The 15,906-nt window shown below is 63.2% G+C and carries 15 protein-coding genes and 1 tRNA gene; 3 read left to right on the forward strand and 13 right to left on the reverse strand.

Going from position 1 to position 15,906, the window contains the following annotated elements:
• The first annotated feature begins 94 nt into the window (after window positions 1-94).
• On the forward strand, window positions 95-895 hold the full coding sequence (locus tag BM031_RS07845) for a Crp/Fnr family transcriptional regulator (protein ID WP_091873372.1): 801 nt from the start codon (window positions 95-97) through the stop codon (window positions 893-895).
• Here BM031_RS07845 and BM031_RS07850 read toward each other — a convergent pair.
• The 11 genes from BM031_RS07850 to BM031_RS07900 form a co-directional block, all read right to left on the reverse strand.
• On the reverse strand, window positions 876-2,408 hold the full coding sequence (locus BM031_RS07850) for a CHASE3 domain-containing protein (protein ID WP_091873375.1): 1,533 nt from the start codon (window positions 2,406-2,408) through the stop codon (window positions 876-878). The genes BM031_RS07845 and BM031_RS07850 overlap by 20 nt on opposite strands.
• A gap of 262 nt (window positions 2,409-2,670) precedes the next feature.
• Window positions 2,671-3,303 (reverse strand): response regulator, encoded by a 633-nt coding sequence (locus tag BM031_RS07855; RefSeq protein ID WP_091873377.1) that lies wholly within the window; start codon window positions 3,301-3,303, stop codon window positions 2,671-2,673.
• A gap of 230 nt (window positions 3,304-3,533) precedes the next feature.
• On the reverse strand, window positions 3,534-3,938 hold the full coding sequence (locus BM031_RS07860) for a MerR family transcriptional regulator (protein WP_091873380.1): 405 nt from the start codon (window positions 3,936-3,938) through the stop codon (window positions 3,534-3,536).
• 7 nt (window positions 3,939-3,945) lie between these two features.
• Window positions 3,946-4,305 (reverse strand): integration host factor subunit alpha, encoded by a 360-nt coding sequence (locus tag BM031_RS07865; protein WP_091873382.1) that lies wholly within the window; start codon window positions 4,303-4,305, stop codon window positions 3,946-3,948.
• A 109-nt stretch (window positions 4,306-4,414) separates the two neighbouring features.
• A complete protein-coding gene (gene pheT / locus BM031_RS07870) occupies window positions 4,415-6,856 on the reverse strand; it encodes a phenylalanine--tRNA ligase subunit beta (protein ID WP_091873385.1) in 2,442 nt (813 codons plus the stop codon).
• Between the two features lie 57 nt (window positions 6,857-6,913).
• The gene (pheS, locus tag BM031_RS07875) at window positions 6,914-7,930 is read right to left on the reverse strand and encodes a phenylalanine--tRNA ligase subunit alpha (RefSeq protein ID WP_091873388.1); all 1,017 of its coding nucleotides are present in this window, start codon (window positions 7,928-7,930) and stop codon (window positions 6,914-6,916) included.
• 124 nt (window positions 7,931-8,054) lie between these two features.
• Complete coding sequence (gene rplT / locus BM031_RS07880) at window positions 8,055-8,414, reverse strand: 50S ribosomal protein L20 (RefSeq protein WP_091873392.1); 360 nt, start codon at window positions 8,412-8,414, stop codon at window positions 8,055-8,057.
• Between the two features lie 29 nt (window positions 8,415-8,443).
• Window positions 8,444-8,641: a 50S ribosomal protein L35 gene (gene rpmI, locus BM031_RS07885; protein WP_057262756.1), complete on the reverse strand. Its 198-nt coding sequence runs from the start codon at window positions 8,639-8,641 to the stop codon at window positions 8,444-8,446.
• A gap of 470 nt (window positions 8,642-9,111) precedes the next feature.
• On the reverse strand, window positions 9,112-9,639 hold the full coding sequence (infC, locus tag BM031_RS07890) for a translation initiation factor IF-3 (protein WP_091873395.1): 528 nt from the start codon (window positions 9,637-9,639) through the stop codon (window positions 9,112-9,114).
• 30 nt (window positions 9,640-9,669) lie between these two features.
• Complete coding sequence (gene thrS, locus BM031_RS07895; protein WP_091873474.1) at window positions 9,670-11,580, reverse strand: threonine--tRNA ligase; 1,911 nt, start codon at window positions 11,578-11,580, stop codon at window positions 9,670-9,672.
• Between the two features lie 215 nt (window positions 11,581-11,795).
• Window positions 11,796-11,872 (reverse strand) — tRNA-Val (locus BM031_RS07900).
• 132 nt (window positions 11,873-12,004) lie between these two features.
• Here BM031_RS07900 and BM031_RS07905 point away from each other — a divergent pair.
• Both BM031_RS07905 and BM031_RS07910 read left to right on the forward strand, forming a co-directional pair.
• Window positions 12,005-12,937 carry a cation diffusion facilitator family transporter gene (locus BM031_RS07905; protein ID WP_091873397.1) on the forward strand — a complete coding sequence of 311 codons (933 nt, stop codon included), beginning with the start codon at window positions 12,005-12,007 and terminating at the stop codon, window positions 12,935-12,937.
• 69 nt (window positions 12,938-13,006) lie between these two features.
• Window positions 13,007-13,960, forward strand: coding sequence for an NAD(P)/FAD-dependent oxidoreductase (locus BM031_RS07910; protein WP_091873400.1), 954 nt, complete (start codon window positions 13,007-13,009; stop codon window positions 13,958-13,960).
• Window positions 13,961-14,336: 376 nt separating this feature from the next.
• Here BM031_RS07910 and BM031_RS07915 read toward each other — a convergent pair whose 3' ends face one another.
• Window positions 14,337-14,972 (reverse strand): hypothetical protein, encoded by a 636-nt coding sequence (locus BM031_RS07915; RefSeq protein WP_091873402.1) that lies wholly within the window; start codon window positions 14,970-14,972, stop codon window positions 14,337-14,339.
• Window positions 14,969-15,901 (reverse strand): MlaD family protein, encoded by a 933-nt coding sequence (locus BM031_RS07920; RefSeq protein WP_091873405.1) that lies wholly within the window; start codon window positions 15,899-15,901, stop codon window positions 14,969-14,971. Before BM031_RS07920 ends, BM031_RS07915 begins: the two co-directional genes overlap by 4 nt.
• Between the last annotated feature and the right edge of the window lie 5 nt (window positions 15,902-15,906).

The raw sequence follows: 15,906 nt of genomic DNA on the forward strand, positions 1-15,906 counted from the left end.
ATAGCTTTAATGTTCACACATCGCGATGAGGAAACAAAAGAAGACCTCAACCAGTCGCTCCCTGAAGCACGTTAGAGATAAAAGAGGACATAAAATGAACAACACTCAACTTGGTGGTACGCAGAAGGCGCAACACAAGATGGCAGCCCCGAGTGAGGCTGTGAAAGCCGCGTCCCGCCCCGTTGTCAGCTACAGCGGCACCCAGCAGAACGAACTGCTCGGCGCCCTGCCTCGTCCAGACCTGGAAAGCCTGTTTGAACAACTGGAACTCGTCCCGCTGCCATTCGGCAAAGAACTGTTCGAGTATGGCAGCAAACTGGAATACGTGTATTTCCCGACCACTGCAATCGTGTCGCTGCTGTATGTGATGGAAGATGGCGCCACCACCGAAATCGCGGTGGTCGGCCACGAAGGCGCGGTCGGCGTGTCGCTGTTCATGGGTGAGCGCGCTACCTGCAGCGCCGTGGTCCAGAGCGCCGGCTACGGCTATCGCCTCAAGGCCCAGTTCCTGCGCGACGCCTTCAACCGCGGCGGCGCCCTGCCCCAGCTCCTGATGCGCTACACCAACGCCCTGTTCGCCCAGATGGCCCAGAACGCCGTCGGCGGCCGCCACAGCTCGATCGAACAGAAGCTGTGCCGCTGGCTGCTCGACCGCCTGGACCGCTCGGCCAGCAATGAGCTGAAAGTGACCCAGGAACTGATCTCCATCATGCTGGGCGTGCGTCGCGAGAGCATCACCGCCGCCGCCGGCAAGCTGCAGGACGAAGGCCTGATCCAGTACCGCCGCGGCAATATCACCGTGCTCGACCGTGCAGGCCTGGAAGACTACGCCGGCGAATGCTACAAGGTCGCCAAGTCGGAATACGACCGTCTGCTCATGGATGTGGCGCGTTAAGACTGACGGGCGCCTGCACCGGCGCCTTCACTGATTCCGCATTCGACGCCGTCTCCGGTCCTGCCGCAAACGGCGTCGTCGTTTGCGCCGATTCGAGCACCGGCGCGGCGAGGGTCGGTCCATCGCCGCCCGGTGCGGACGCGGGAATCCAGGCCTGGACACAGGTGCCGACGCCATTCACGCCGCGCGCCACGCTCAGGGCGCCGCCCAGCAACAGGGCGCGCTCGCGCATGCCCAGCAGCCCGTGCGATTTCGACTTGGCCATGGCGTCGGCGGGAATACCGATGCCGTCGTCGGTGATTTCCAGCTCCCAGCCGCCCGGCTCGCGCGTGAGATTGACGATCACGCTGCGCGCCTTGGCGTACTTGGCGATATTGTTCAGGGCTTCCTGGGTGATGCGGAACAAGGCGATCGCCTGCATCGGGCCGGCGCAATCGGCCTCGGCGTCGATCAGGGCGTCGCAATCGAGCGCCGTCACGCGCGCATAATCGGCGCAGTAACTCTGCAACGCGGCCGACAGCCCCATATTGTCCAGCAAGCTCGGGCGCAGGTTCTCGATGATGCGGCGCTTGAGCTGCACGGTATCGACCAGGGTCTTGCGGGCCCGGCCCAGCATGGCCACCAGTTCCGGATGGCTGCCGCGCAGCTGCTCGCTGACATTGGCGATATCCATGCCGATCGCGGTCAGGTTGGCGCCCATCTCGTCGTGCAGCTCGCGCGCCAGGCGCGACTTTTCTTCTTCCGACACCCGGATCAGGTGGCGCGACAGCACCGACAACTGCTCCGTACGCTCGGCCACGATGGCTTCCAGGGTGTCGTTGGTATTCTGCAGGGCCTGCTCGGCTTCCAGGCGCAGGCCGAAACTGCGCTGCACCAGGTTGTAGAACAGCAGGATGACGAGGATCGCCACCGCATTGATGCCGACCCCGGAGAGCACCGTGCGGCGCGACTGCTCATAGAAGGCCGCGGTGCGGGTGGTCAGGAGCTCGTTCTGCTCGCGCGTCATGATCACCACCTGCAGGCGGATCTCGTCCATCTCGCCGCGCGCGTCGGCCGCCGCGGCGATGGCGACGATATCGACCAGGCCGCCGCGGCGGTACACTTCGACCGCCTGGTTCATCAGGCCGAGCTTACGCTGCACCAGGGTGCGCAGCTGGGCCAGGTTTTTCGATTGCGAGGGATTGTCGGCGAGCAGCACGCTCAGTGCGCGCAACTGGCTGTCGATTTCCTGCGGCGCCGCATTCAGCGCGCCCAGGTTGTTTTCGGCACCGGAGAGGAAATAGCCGCGCAAGCCGCTTTCGGCATCGGTGACGAGCAAGTTCAACACTTGCAGTTCGTCGGAGACGCGCGCGGTCTGGGCTTGCAGGGCGTTGGCGGAACGCAGGTCGTCCAGGTTACGGACCAGGAACACCGCATTGATCACGAGGATGACCACGCAGGCCACGCATAACAGGGTCTTGGAGAGCGGCAGGCCGCGCAACCGCTTGCCGTCGAAGGCAGTGGAAAAGTACATGAGCTTCCTTTCGCGCAACTTATGCCATCGGGGGCGATTATAGTCGCGTTAGCGCGACGTTGCAGCGCCAGACAAAACGGGTCGGGCGCAGGCGCGCGCGGTGCTACCGCAATGCGGGAAACGACAACACGTCAGCAGACCGCTGCAAGTGTGCGCCCATCCGCGCCGCGATGCAATATGCAACGCTGCACAAAAAGATCTTGCCGGAAGGGGGAAACGCGAAAGCACGCCGGGCTGGGCCGGCGTGCCCTGAGGTGGGAACTTAGTCGAGCAGGTTGTTCTTCATGGCGTAATAGGTCAGGTCGCTATTGGACTGCAGGCCCATTTTTTCCATGATGCGGGTGCGGTAGGTCGACACCGTCTTGATCGACAGCGACAGTGCATTGCCGATGTCGGACACGGTGGCCCCCTTGGCCAGGCGCAGGAAGACCTGGAACTCGCGGTCGGACAGCTCGGTGTGCAGCGCGGTGTTCGGGTCGCGGTCGAAACTCTGGGCCAGCAGTTCGCCCACGGTGGAGCTTACATAGCGGCGGCCCTGGAACACGGTACGCACCGCGGTCTTGAGCTCGTCGGCTTCGCATTCCTTGTTCAGGTAGCCGTTGGCGCCCATCTTGAACAGGTTCAGCGCGTACTGCTGCGCCGGGTAACCCGAAAGAATCAGCACCGGCAGGTTCGGCTGGCCCTGGCGGATGGTGCGCAGGATGTCGATGCCGCTCTGGTCGGGCATCGCGATATCGAGCAACAGCACGTCGCAGATTTCACGGCGTGCGATATCCAGGGCCTCGCGGCCGGTTGCGCCTTCGGCGACGACTTCGAAATCGCCCGACGACGAAAAAATCTGTTTGAAACCTGCTCGAACTATTTGGTGATCGTCACAAATGGCAACGCGTATCATTGTCTTCCCTTAAATTTTCCCTGCTCAGGAAAGTGCCAGGTCCGTGCTCCACGCCCCGGCTTGCATGCACTGGATCAGCATGCCCGCAGGTGACATTCTATCACTCCCACGCAGAGCATCAACAGCGCGCGCTTGCTGAGTTATCAATTACTGAGTACGAGCGGGGCGCGCGGCGCCGGATGGGCGCACAATGCGCCTTGCGCCAATCCACCGCGCCGCCCGCAGCGCCCTCAGGCGACAGTGCTGCCGTGCCGCAGCAGCGCGAGGATTTCCAGCAATTCGGCGCGCACCTGCGCGCTGTCGATGGCGGGCGCGCTCGGCGCCGGCTCGGCTTCGGGTGCGGAGGCGAGCTCGTGGGCGCGGCCATCGAGCCGGTTGCGGGCGCCGCTGATGGTGAAGCCCTGTTCGTAGAGCAGCTCGCGGATGCGCCGGATCAGCAGCACTTCATGGTGCTGGTAATAGCGGCGATTGCCGCGGCGCTTGACCGGCTTGAGTTGGGTAAATTCCTGCTCCCAATAGCGCAGCACGTGCGGCTTCACGCCGCACAGCTCGCTTACTTCGCCGATGGTGAAGTAGCGTTTGGCCGGGATCGGCGGCAGCACAATGGGATCAGGCTTGGTCGGTCGGTCAGTCATCTAGCACTCAGGCGGCGCGAGCCAGGGAACTTCCGGGGGGATTGGTCTCTTCGACCATTCCCTTGAGTTTCTGGCTGGCGTGGAAAGTCACGACGCGACGCGCCGTGATGGGGATCTCTTCCCCGGTTTTCGGATTGCGGCCGGGCCGCTGCGGCTTGTCGCGCAACTGGAAGTTGCCGAAGCCGGACAGCTTGACCGCTTCGCCGCGCTCGAGCGCGTTGCGGATTTCATCGAAAAAGGTTTCGACCATGTCCTTGGCTTCGCGCTTGTTCAGGCCGACCTGCTCGAACAGCAGCTCGGCCAGCTCGGCCTTGGTGAGGGTCGGGAGATCCTTTTCCGCTTCCTGCCGCACCCGCGCAACTTGCATCGCGCGATGCAGGTCGGCCGCCAGGGCTTCCTGGAAGACGACCGAGTCAACGTCGTTGTTATTAATTTTGAAGCCCTGCCTTCAAGTGAACCGTTTTGGAGAACCTGCTTTATGCACGCAGCTTTGCGCCGACTTTGCTTTCGGCAGCCTGGGCGATTGCAGCCATGATGGCATCCACCGCCTCGTCTTGCAGCGTCGATTGAGTATCTTGCAAGGCAAAGCGGAAAGCAAGGCTTTTTTCATCCGTGTCGAGCCCCTTGCCGCGGTATTCATCAAACAAAACAACGGCTTGCACGATCTTTCCTGCTGGATTTATTGCGATTTCGGCATGGAATGTGTCAAGCACTTCCTGGGCCGAAACACCCTGTTTGACCACCAGCGCCAGGTCGCGCGTGGCGCCCGGGAACTTCGAGATCTCGGCATAGGCCGGCACGCTGCGCTGGCGCAGCGCGTCGGCGTCGACTTCGAACAGCACCGGCGCCAGCGGCAGGTCATATTTTTGCAGCCAGCGCGGGTGCAGCTCGCCGATGAAGCCGATATTCTTGCCATCGAGTTCGACAATCGCGCTGCGGCCCGGGTGCAGGGCCGGATGTTCGCCCTTCACGAAACGCACGGTGCGCGGCGCAAACAGCGCCTCGAGGTCGGCCTTGACGTCGAAGTAATCCACCGCGCGGCTCTTCTCGCCCCACTGCTCGTCCTGGGCCGGGCCATAGGCCATGGCGGCGACGCGCTTGGGCTGGTCGAAACCGGCCACCGACAGCGGGCCGTCTTCGGTCTGTGGATTGCGCCAGAACACGCCACCGACTTCGAACACGCGCACGCGGCCGGCCTTGCGGTTGACGTTGTAGCGCACATTGGCGACCAGGCTGCCCACCAGGTTCGAGCGCATCACGCTCATCTGGCTGGCGATCGGGTTCTGCAGGCGGATCGGCTCCGGGTTGGCGGCGAAATCCTGCTCCCACTGCGCTTCCACGAAGCTCATGTTGACCACTTCCTGGTAACCCAGGTCGGCCAGCTGGTGGCGGATCGCGAACAGCGAGCGGGTGTTTTCCGGCTCGAGCAGCATGGCGCTCGGGGCGACCGGCGGGCGGGTCGGGATATTCTCGAAACCGTAGACGCGCGCCACTTCCTCGATCAGGTCTTCCTCGATCTCGATGTCGAAACGATACGAAGGCGAGGTCACGTAAAACACGCCCGGTCCGTCGCTACGGGCGTCAAACGTGAACGGCAACTGCAGGCGGGTGAAGATGTCGGCCACGACGTCGTCGGTCAGCGGCACGCCGATGACTTTCGCGGCGCGCGCGGTGCGCATCGCGACCGGTTTCGGCTGCGGCAGGTTCACGGACTGGTCGTCGACCGGGCCCACTTTGGTATCCGGGGTGCCGCAGATTTCCACGATCAAGGCGGTGATGCGCTCGATATGCTCGACCGTGGTCGCGTAATCGACGCCGCGCTCGAAGCGGTGCGCCGCGTCGGTCGAGAAATTGTACTTGCGGGCGCGGCCCTGGATGGCGTTCGGCCACCAGAACGCCGCTTCCAGGTAGATGTCGGTGGTGTCCAGGGTGACGGCGGTGGCGTCGCCGCCCATGATGCCGGCCAGCGATTCGATTTCCCTGTCGTCGGCGATCACGCCGACCCACTCGTCGATGGCGATGGTATTGCCGTTGAGGAGCTTGAGGGTCTCGCCCTTGCGGCCCCAGCGCACGTCGAGGCTGCCGTGGATCTTGTTCATGTCAAACACATGCGACGGACGGCCGACTTCGAGCATGACGTAGTTGGAAATGTCCACCAGGGCCGATACCGAACGCTGGCCGCTGCGCTCGAGGCGCTGCTTCATCCAGTCCGGCGTCGCGGCGCGCGCGTCCAGGCCGCGGATCACGCGGCCCGAGAAGCGGCCGCACAGGTCCGGCGCCGAGATGGTCACGGGCAGGGTTTCGTCCAGCGTGACCGGAACCAGCTTGGTGGTCGGCACGTGCAGCGGCGTGCCGGTCAGGGCCGACACTTCACGCGCCACGCCCAGCACCGACAGGCAGTCGGCCTTGTTCGGGGTGAGCTTGATGGTGAACTTCAGGTCGTCCAGCCCGAGGTAGTCGCGGATGCTGGCGCCGACCGGTGCGTCCTGCGGCAATTCCATCAGGCCGCTGCTCTCTTCCGAGATCTTGAGTTCCTTGGCCGAGCACATCATGCCCTGCGATTCGACACCGCGCAGCTTGCCGGTCTTGATCTCGAAAGGCTTGCCGTCGGCGCCAGGCGGCAGCACGGCGCCGGACATGGCGCAGATCGCCTTCATGCCGGCGCGCACGTTCGGGGCGCCGCAGACGATATTGAGCAAGGTGCCGGTACCCACATCCACCTGGCAGACATTGAGGCGGTCGGCGTTCGGGTGCTTGGCCACTTCCTTGACTTCGGCCACCACCACGTTGGTGAAGGGCGGCGCGACCGCTTCGACGTCCTCGACTTCGAGGCCGGACATGGTCAGCAGGTGCGACAGCTCGTTCGACGTCAGCGACGGGTTGACCAGGGAACGGAGCCAGTTTTCGGAGAATTGCATAATGTTTGCCTTGTAAGCGCGCGTTTTATTATTGGGCGTACTGAATCAGCTAGCGTATTAATTAAACTGTTTCAGGAATCGTAAGTCGCCTTCGTAGAAGAGGCGCAAGTCGTTGATTCCATAACGCAGCATCGTCAGGCGCTCGAGGCCGGAGCCGAACGCGAAACCGATGAATTTTTCCGGATCCAGGCCGAAATTGCGCACCACGGTCGGATGGACCTGGCCGGCGCCCGACACTTCCAGCCAGCGGCCCTTGAGCGGACCGGAGCCGAAGGCGATGTCGATCTCGGCCGACGGTTCCGTGAACGGAAAGTAGGACGGGCGGAAACGCACCTGCAGGTCGTCGGTCTCGAAGAAGGCCTTGACGAAGTTCAGGTACACGCCTTTCAAGTCGGCGAAGGAGATGTCTTCGCCGATCCACAGGCCTTCGACCTGGTGGAACATCGGCGAGTGGGTGGCGTCGCTGTCGACGCGATAGGTTCGGCCCGGCGCGATCACCTTGATCGGCGGCGTGTGGGTGCGCGCGTAGCGCACCTGCATCGGGCTGGTGTGGGTGCGCAGCAGCAGCGGCTTGCCGGTGCTGTCATTGCCTTCCACATAGAAGGTGTCCTGCATCGAACGGGCCGGGTGGTTTTCCGGGCTGTTCAGGGCTGTGAAATTGGTCCAGTCGGTTTCGATCTCGGGGCCGTCGGCCACGTCGAAGCCGATCGAGCGGAAGATCTGCTCCACCCGCTCCCAGGTGCGCATCACCGGATGGATGCCACCCTTGGCGCGGCCGCGACCCGGCAGGGTGACGTCGATGGACTCCAGATTAAGGCGGGCTTCGAGCAAGGCGTTGGCGAGGGCGTCGCGGCGGGCGGTCAGTGCGTGTTCGATTTTTTCTTTTGCCGCATTGATCAGCGCGCCCTGCGCCTTGCGCTGTTCAGGGTCGAGCTTGCCGAGGCCCTTCATGAGGTCGGTCACCTGCCCGGTCTTGCCCAGGTATTTGGCTTTTGCATTTTCGAGCGCGGCGGCGTCGACGGCGGCGCCGAAGTCAGCCTGTGCGGAGACGACGAGTTCTTCCAGCGTATGCATGCTTGTTGTTTTCCTGTTTCAGCGTGGCGGGCGCCACAATCAAAAACGGGGCACAGGTATTAACTGTGCCCCGCTCTTTTCGCGCCATGCTGCCATGGCGCTGGTCGTGCTAGCGAACTGCCGATTAAGCAGCCAGCGTGGCCTTGGCGGCGGTGACAATCGCGGCGAATGCCGGCTTGTCGTGCACTGCCATGTCAGCCAGGACTTTACGGTCCAGTTCAATTCCGGACTTTTTCAGGCCGTTCATGAAGGCGCTGTAGGTCATGCCGTGCGAACGCGAAGCCGCGTTGATACGGGTGATCCACAGTGCGCGGAAGACGCGCTTCTTGTTACGGCGATCGCGGTATGCGTACTGGCCAGCGCGCATGACTGCTTGCTTGGCAACACGGAATACTTTGCTGCGGCGACCACGGTAGCCTTTAGCAAGGGCAAGAACTTTCTTGTGACGGGCACGTGCAGTAACCCCACGTTTTACTCGAGGCATATTAGCTCCCTTGTATTAGGTTAGTGAGATTAAGCAGATGGCATCATACGCAGGACGCTAGTCACGTCCGACGCATTGATGTTACGGGTGCCGCGCAGCTGACGCTTGTTCTTGGTGGTCTTCTTGGTCAGGATGTGACGCTTGAACGCCATACCCGACTTGACGGTACCACCTGGACGCACGCGGAAACGCTTCTTCGCGCTGCTTTTGGTTTTCATTTTTGGCATAGTCTTCTGTCCTTTTTGGGACAGCCTCTATACGACAGGATTGCAGGTGGCAGCGACGCTGCTCTTAAAGCCTACTTTCACTTGTCTTGCAGTCGGAGCGAGCCGACTACAACCTGCTTCGAAAAACAGGAACCGCAGATCATAGCACAGGTTGCGGGGGAATAGTTGGGACGGGGAGAGTTTTGATGGGGATGAGGCGTGGCGCCAACGTACCCATTTTCCCCACCCCTCGCACCGTCGCCCCGGCGCAGGCCGGGGCCCAATATCGTCGCGTGTTGCTGGCGCGTGCGTTTGCCACTACTCACGCAACTTGGGTGCCGGCCTGCGCCGGCACGACGAATCAGGGGATAGCGTCCAAAGGTCGCCGAGCCCGGATGCACTGATTCAAACCCCACCAACGCACACAGGCCGGACCCGGGTGCAGCTTGCGCTCGCACCCGGGCCCGGCCCGCCTAGCTGACGTCGAAGAATTACTTCTTCTTTTTCGGCGCAACGATCATGATCATCTGGCGTCCCTCGAGCTTCGGGAACTGCTCGACCTGGCCGACTTCTTCCAGGTCGCCGCGCAGGCGTTCGAGCATGCGCATGCCGATATCCTGGTGGGCCATTTCACGGCCACGGAAACGCAGCGTGATCTTGGTCTTGTCGCCCTCTTCCAGGAACTTGATGAGGTTGCGCAGCTTGATGCTGTAGTCGCCTTCATCGGTACCCGGACGGAATTTGACTTCCTTGACCTGGATGATCTTCTGTTTCAGCTTGGCTTCGTGGGCCTTCTTCTGCTCGGAGTACTTGAACTTGCCGTAATCCATCAGGCGGCAGACCGGTGGGACCGCGGTTGGCGCGATCTCCACCAGGTCGACGTTCAATTCCTCGGCCATGCGGAACGCGTCCGCCAGGCTCACGATGCCCAGTGGTTCGTTGTCGACACCGTTCAGGCGCATTTCGGGATGGGTGATCTCGCCGTTGATGCGATTCTGTTTGTCAGTAGCTATGTTTATTCCTTTGAAAGTATTTTATTTGGCTGTGAGTTATTTCACCTTGGCAGCAACTTCGCTTACCAGGCGCTCCACGAGCTCGTCGACAGGCATGACGCCCAGATCGACATTACCACGTGCACGCACAGCCACCGTATTCGCTTCTCGTTCCTTGTCGCCAACTACCAGAATGTACGGCAGTTTTTGGACAGAATGCTCACGAATTTTATAAGTAATCTTCTCGTTCCGCAAATCAGCGTGAACGCGGATGCCCGCCTTCTTCAGCTTTGCTTCGACTTGCTTGACGTAATCGGCCTGCGCATCGGAGATGTTCAGCACCGCCACCTGCACCGGCGCCAGCCACAGCGGCAGTGCGCCAGCGTAGTTCTCGATCAGGATACCAATAAAGCGTTCCATCGAGCCCACGATAGCACGGTGCAGCATCACCGGGACCTTGCGGGTGTTGTCTTCTGCCACATATTCAGCGCCGAGGCGGCCCGGCATCGAGAAATCGACCTGCATCGTGCCGACCTGCCACGGACGACCCAGGCTGTCTTTCAGGTGGTACTCGATCTTCGGGCCGTAGAAGGCGCCCTCGCCCGGCAGCTCGGTCCATTCCACGCCGCAGGCGCGCAGGGCCGAACGCAGCGCTGCTTCCGCCTCGTCCCACACCTCGTCGCTGCCGATGCGGCTGCTTGGCCGCAGGGCCAGCTTGACGTCGATGTTGGTGAAACCGAAATCGTCATAGACTTCCATCGCCTGGGCGTGGAAGGCCGTCACTTCGGCTTCGATCTGCTCTTCGGTGCAGAAGATGTGGCCGTCGTCCTGGGTGAAGCCGCGCACGCGCATGATGCCGTGCAGCGCGCCCGAGGACTCGTTGCGGTGGCACTGGCCGAACTCGCCGAAGCGCAGCGGCAGGTCGCGGTAGCTCTTCATGCCGGAGTTGTAGATCTGCACGTGGCCCGGGCAGTTCATCGGCTTCAGGGCATACGAACGGTTCTCCGACTCAGTCGTGAACATGTTTTCGCGGTAATTATCCCAGTGGCCGGTTTTCTGCCACAGGGTCACGTCCAGGATTTGCGGCGCTTTCACTTCATCGTAGCCATTGACCTGGTATTTGTGGCGCATGTACTGCTCCACCTGCTGCCACACGGTCCAGCCCTTCGGGTGCCAGAAGATCAGGCCCGGTGCTTCTTCCTGGAAGTGGAACAGGTCCAGTTGCTTGCCGATCTTGCGGTGGTCGCGCTTTTCCGCTTCTTCCAGCATGTGCAGGTACTGTTCCTGGTCTTCCTTCCTGGTCCAGGCGGTGCCGTAGACGCGCTGCAGCATCTCGTTCCTGGAGTCGCCGCGCCAGTAGGCGCCGGCCAGCTTCATCAGCTTGAAGACTTTCAATTTACCGGACGACGGCACGTGCGGGCCACGGCACAGGTCGGTGAAGCTGCCTTCGGAGTACAGCGACACGTCTTCGCCCGCAGGAATCGAGGCGATGATTTCCGCCTTGTAGTGCTCGCCGATCGACTTGAAGTAATCCACCGCTTCGTCGCGCGGCAGCACCTTGCGGGTGACCGGCTCGTCCTTCTTGGCCAGTTCCACCATTTTCTTTTCGATCGCCTTCAGGTCGTCCGGAGTGAACGGGCGCTTGTACGAGAAGTCGTAGTAGAAACCGTTTTCGATCACCGGACCGATGGTGACCTGGGCGTCCGGATACAGCTCCTTGACGGCGTGGGCCAGCAGGTGGGCGGTCGAGTGGCGGATCACGTCCAGGCCTTCCGGGTCCTTCTCGGTGACAATCGCCAGGTCGGCGTCCGACTCGATCAGGAAGGAGGTGTCGACGACCTTGCCGTTCACCTTGCCTGCCAGCGCGGCCTTGCCGAGGCTGGTGGCGATGCTGGTCGCCACCTGGGCAACCGTGACGGGACCGTCGAACTGACGGCTGGAACCATCTGGAAGTCGAACGTTGAGCATGCTGTTCTCCAATCGAGGCGCAAGGCGCCGGGTAAGGTCGAAATACTGAAAAATAGTCTGAAAAAGTACGGACGAAAAAAAACGCGGCACTAGCCGCGTTTTTTCCGTTGTGTCGAGCAAAAGAACACCCCTTCGCGCCTAGCGATTCCCCCACAACCAGGTTGTAGTTCGCGGTGTCATAACCGTTGATGCCTTTCTCGCTCTTACCTATGTTCTGGTGGGCGGTGCAGAATTCGAATCTGCGACCCCTTGGATGTCGACCAAGTATTCTAACCAGCTGAACTAACCGCCCAATCCCTGCATTGTAAGGCGTGCGCCCCCAATCTGCAAGGCTTGGCGCGGGAAAAGTTTCCGGGAGGGCCAGTCTGGGCCGGCGGGCGGCCTTTGATTTACACTAGGGCTTGATCAAATCGCCACATCCACCATGCGCGTCCACCAAGCCCAGCCTTCTTCCGAACACCTCCACGCCCACCTCGACGGCGACGCCCGCCACGCCCACACCATCGAGGGCCGCAGCCAGACCGCCCTCTCCGTGGCGCTCGGCCTAACCCTGCTGTTCGCCGTCATCGAAGTGGTCACCGGCTTCATGTCCAACTCGCTGGCCCTGATCGCCGACGCCGGGCACATGGTGACCGACGCCGCCGCCCTCGGCCTGGCGCTGCTGGCCCAGGCCATCGCGCGCCGCCCGCCCTCGGCCCGGCACTCCTTCGGTTTCGTGCGCGCCGAGGCCCTGGCCGCCTTCGTCAACAGCCTGGCCATGCTGGCGCTGGTGGCCTGGATCGTGTGGCAGGCGGTACAGCGGTTGCTGGAACCGGTCGCGGTCCAGGGCGGCATCGTGCTGGTGGTGGCGGGCATCGGCGCCTGCATCAACCTGATCGTGGCCTGGGTGCTGTCGCGCGACAACCAGAGCATCAACACGCGCGCCGCGCTGGTGAACGTGATGGGCGACCTGCTCGGCTCGCTGGCCGCGATCGCGGCGGGCGCCATCATCTATGTCGCTCCGGGCTGGGTGCGGGTCGACCCGATCCTGTCGATCTTCGTGGCCCTGCTGATCCTGCGTTCGACCAGCGGCATCCTGCGCGAGTCCTACCACTTCCTGATGGAGGGCGTACCAAGCCAGATCGACTACCTGCTGGTGGGCGCCAACCTGAAGGCCGTCAAGGGCGTGCTCGACGTGCACGACCTGCATGTGTGGGACATGTCGCCCGGCCACCCTGCCCTGATCGGCCACCTGGAAATCGCCAGCCTCGAGCAGTGGCCGGCGGTGCTGGACGCGGTGCGCGCCATGCTGCGCGAAAAGCACGGCATCGACCACGTGACCCTGCAGCCGGAGGCAGCGGGCGGCAAGTCGCTGTAAGCCGGCTCTTACCCGGCCTTGGCCTGCACGACTATACGTGCGGGCGCGCGTCCGGTGCATAATCGGCGGATGGACTGCGAACGCACTGTATTCGATACCCTCATCATCGGCGGCGGCCCGGCCGGACTCACGGCCGCCATCTACTTGCGCCGTTTCACGCGCCACGTGGCCCTGGTCGACAAGGGCAACAGCCGGCTCGGCTGGATTCCCGTCTCGCACAACTACCCCGGCTTCCCGGAAGGCGTCAACGGCCAGCTGCTGCTGGAAAAGCTGCGCGCCCAGCTGGCCAACTACGGCGGCAGCGTGATGCAGGGCGAGATCCTCGACCTGCGGCTGGAAGACGGCGTGTTCGTGGCCGACTACGCCGCGCCCGATGGCGGCGAGCCCTGCCAGATCCATGCGATGACGGTGCTGCTGGCCACCGGCGTGGCCGACGCCGGCATGCCTGTCGAGCGCTGGGACGAGGCCGTGCGCTGCGGCGCCGTGCGCCTGTGCCCCGTGTGCGACGGCTGGGACGTGATCGACAAGCGCATCGGCGTGGTCACCTCGGAAGTCAACCCGGTCGGCCACGCCCTCTTCATGCGCACCTTCAGCGCCGACGTGCTGCTGTTCGAACGCGGCCCCGAATCGACCCTCAACGAAGAAGAACGCCGCCAGCTGGCCGCCGCCCAGGTGCGCCTGGTCGGCTCGCCGCTGGTGGGCGTGAGCATGAGCGAGGACATGACGCCCATCCTGCACACCAAGGACGGCGAAGACTACCACTGCGACGTGTTCTACCCGATGCTGGGCGAATCCGCCCGCTCAAGCCTGGCAAGCAAGCTGGGCGCCGAGACCGTCGAATGCGAGAAGCTGCTGGTGGACGAGCACTGCCGCACCTCGGTGCCCGGCCTGTTCGCGGTGGGCGACGTCACGCGCGGCCTGAACCAGATCGCGGTCGCCACTGGCCAGGCCGCACTGGCCGCCACCACCATCCACAACACCCTGCCCTGGGCGCTGCGCCCGGCGCACGATCCTGCCGCCTGAAGGCGAAAAAAAACCGCCTGCGAACAGGCGGTCTTGGGTGGGACGCTTACTGCGCCCGCTTCTTTTCTTCCTTTTTCACCTTCTTGGCTTCCTTCTTTTCCTTCATCGACTTCGCCGGTTCCTTCTTGACGGTTTTCTTCGCGTCCTGACTTTTGCTCATTGCTTGACTCCAGTGGTTTGACGTACGGCAGATTGATAACGCGCAGTGACCGCATCGGCCACTTCACCTGAAGCGGCATTGATAGTACCACCCTAATCAACCGCCCAACTTCGGGGTCAGGTCTGTCATTCAGACACGGCCTCAACAGTAGAGAGCGTCATCGACCAACGCAAGGCTGAGCTTGTGTCCAAATGTCAGACCTGACCCCGACGTTGATTATTTAAAGGTATCGGAAACCAGGGCGATCCGGCGCCGGATGCGCTGGACTTCCTGGGCGTCGCCCGCGGCTTCGGCGCGCTGGGCCTGTATGCCCAGCCACGCCAGCAGCGGGCGGCGCCAGCCCTGGGTGGAGGCGGTGTCGATGGCCAGGGTGATGCCTTCGGGCGTGATGCGGCCGGCCTTGAAGGCGGCGCCGGCGGCGACCAGGCGAGCCAGGGGATCGGCGATGGGCGCGACCTGGGCGCTGGCGGGCACCGCGCGGTGCTGTTCGGGCAGCAAAGCGGAATTGATGCCCTGCCAGCGGCCGTAGAGATAGTCGGCGTAGGCGCGCTGCTCTGGCGTGGCTTCGGGCGCGAGAGCGGCGTAGCCGGGACAGTCGTCGAAATCGAGGCTGGCTACCTGGGCGGCGCAGCGCACCAGTTCGACCTGGGCGACGTAGTCGGGGCGGCCGGTGCTGGTGGTGGCCAGGCGCGCGGAGCGGAATTCGGCACTTGCCGCGCCCGTGTGGCCCTTCAGGTAGTCGTCGACCGAGGCGTCGAGCGCGCCCTTGGCGTCGGATTGCCAGTCGGGGGGCAAGGGCTTGCCGGCGCAGGCGCACAAGCCCAGCGCGGCGAGCGCAATAAGGATTCTCATGGCAGCTTGATCTCCTGGTTGCTGCGGGCGAACGGCCACTTGCGGTTGATGTCGTCGACCAGGCGGTTCACCTTGCGCAGGCTGGCGTCGACTTCGCCGCGCAGCGCGCCCAGGTCTTGCGTGGCCACGCGCGCGTTGGCGCCCACGGCCTGGGCCTCGACCAGCACGGCATCGACCTTCTTGAGCGTGGCGCTGGCGTCCTTCAGCACGATATTGAGCTGCTGGACCGCGGCCTGGGTGTCGTCCATCACGCCGTTCTTGCCATACACGCGCTGTTCGGTCTTGCCGAGCAGGGAATTGATGCGGTCGAGCGCCTCGCGCAGCTTGCGGGCCTCCGCGTCGCCGCCCAGCACGCCGCCCAGCACCCCGGCCGGTCCCGACATGCGGCCGGTGACCGCATTGATGTTGGCCAGGCTGGCGTTGATGTCGGAATCGTTTGCCGTCATCGTCTCGAGGTTCTCCAGCAGCGAACGCGCGGTGGCGACGATGCGCGGGATCTCGGCGGTGGCGTCGCCGCGCAGCACCGAGCGCACCGCATTGGCCGGCAGCGGCGGGTCGTTCAGCAGGCCGGTAAAGGCGCGCAGGCGGGTCTCGCCGACGATGCTGGACTCCAGCGTGAACACGCTCGAGGTGCGCAGCCACTTGGCGTCCTTGCTCTGCACGTCCACCAGGATGCGCACCTTGCCGTCGTCTCCCAGCTCGACCTGGCTGACGCGCCCGATCGGGAAGCCGGCAAACGTCATGTCCATGCCGGGAATGACGCCGGACGAATCGTCGGTCTCGAGCACCAGGCGCTGGGTCGGCTCGAACACGCCGCGCGCGTGCATCACGTAGCCGATGAAGGCGGCGACCAGGATACCGATCGCCACCAGCAGGATCAGGGCCTTGAGTTCAACGTGTTTCGGTTCGTCCGGTATGGGTTCGGTCATGGGCG

The sequence above is a fragment of the Massilia yuzhufengensis genome (assembly GCF_900112225.1).
GTDB lineage: Bacteria > Pseudomonadota > Gammaproteobacteria > Burkholderiales > Burkholderiaceae_D > Telluria > Telluria yuzhufengensis.

Bases quoted from the DNA above. Each gene is read 5' to 3' on its own strand.
- BM031_RS07855 (WP_091873377.1), bottom strand. From the start codon at position 3,303: ATGATACGCGTTGCCATTTGTGACGATCACCAAATAGTTCGAGCAGGT.
- pheT (WP_091873385.1), bottom strand. From the start codon at position 6,856: ATGCAATTCTCCGAAAACTGGCTCCGTTCCCTGGTCAACCCGTCGCTG.
- BM031_RS07910 (WP_091873400.1), top strand. From the start codon at position 13,007: ATGGACTGCGAACGCACTGTATTCGATACCCTCATCATCGGCGGCGGC.
- rpmI (WP_057262756.1), bottom strand. From the start codon at position 8,641: ATGCCAAAAATGAAAACCAAAAGCAGCGCGAAGAAGCGTTTCCGCGTG.
- BM031_RS07850 (WP_091873375.1), bottom strand. From the start codon at position 2,408: ATGTACTTTTCCACTGCCTTCGACGGCAAGCGGTTGCGCGGCCTGCCG.
- rplT (WP_091873392.1), bottom strand. From the start codon at position 8,414: ATGCCTCGAGTAAAACGTGGGGTTACTGCACGTGCCCGTCACAAGAAA.
- BM031_RS07860 (WP_091873380.1), bottom strand. From the start codon at position 3,938: ATGACTGACCGACCGACCAAGCCTGATCCCATTGTGCTGCCGCCGATC.
- thrS (WP_091873474.1), bottom strand. From the start codon at position 11,580: ATGCTCAACGTTCGACTTCCAGATGGTTCCAGCCGTCAGTTCGACGGT.
- BM031_RS07865 (WP_091873382.1), bottom strand. From the start codon at position 4,305: ATGCAAGTTGCGCGGGTGCGGCAGGAAGCGGAAAAGGATCTCCCGACC.
- BM031_RS07845 (WP_091873372.1), top strand. From the start codon at position 95: ATGAACAACACTCAACTTGGTGGTACGCAGAAGGCGCAACACAAGATG.
- pheS (WP_091873388.1), bottom strand. From the start codon at position 7,930: ATGCATACGCTGGAAGAACTCGTCGTCTCCGCACAGGCTGACTTCGGC.
- BM031_RS07905 (WP_091873397.1), top strand. From the start codon at position 12,005: ATGCGCGTCCACCAAGCCCAGCCTTCTTCCGAACACCTCCACGCCCAC.
- BM031_RS07920 (WP_091873405.1), bottom strand. From the start codon at position 15,901: ATGACCGAACCCATACCGGACGAACCGAAACACGTTGAACTCAAGGCC.
- BM031_RS07915 (WP_091873402.1), bottom strand. From the start codon at position 14,972: ATGAGAATCCTTATTGCGCTCGCCGCGCTGGGCTTGTGCGCCTGCGCC.